The organism is Streptomyces sp. NRRL F-2664 (assembly GCF_000719345.1).
Classification (GTDB): Bacteria; Actinomycetota; Actinomycetes; order Streptomycetales; family Streptomycetaceae; genus Streptomyces.
In genome coordinates this window covers 1-396 of the sequence record NZ_JOFX01000389.1, presented here as the reverse complement: position 1 = coordinate 396, position 396 = coordinate 1, and the positions used below count along the sequence as shown (strand labels likewise).

Genomic DNA, 396 nt, shown 5'->3' with positions numbered 1-396 from the left:
ACGGACACCCGGCTCTATGGGAAGGCGACCGCGCAGGCGTGGGACCGACTGCACCCGCGGCTGACCCGCCGGGCCGCAGGGGCCGACCACGACGGGCCGCTGCCCGTCATCGAGGGCACCGCCATCCGGCTGGTCGTTCAGAAGCTGCCCAGCGGCGGAGTGAACAAGCCGGTCTGGCTGTGGTGGCCAGGCACCGGCGCGACAGCGGCGGACACCGACCGCTGCTGGCAGTCGTTCTTGCGGCGCTTCGACGTGGAGCACACCTTCCGCCTGTTCAAGCAGACTCTGCCCTGGACCGGGCCCCGGCTCCGCAGCTCGGAAGCCGCCGACCGGTGGACCTCGCTGGCGATCGCCGCCTACGCCCAGCTCCGGCCCGCCCGGCCCCCCGCCATCGAT

At 73.5% G+C, this 396-nt stretch carries 1 pseudogene; it reads left to right on the top strand.

Features of this window, described 5'->3' with window-relative positions:
• Positions 1-396: pseudogene (locus IF89_RS0136235) on the top strand (transposase); the annotation flags it as partial.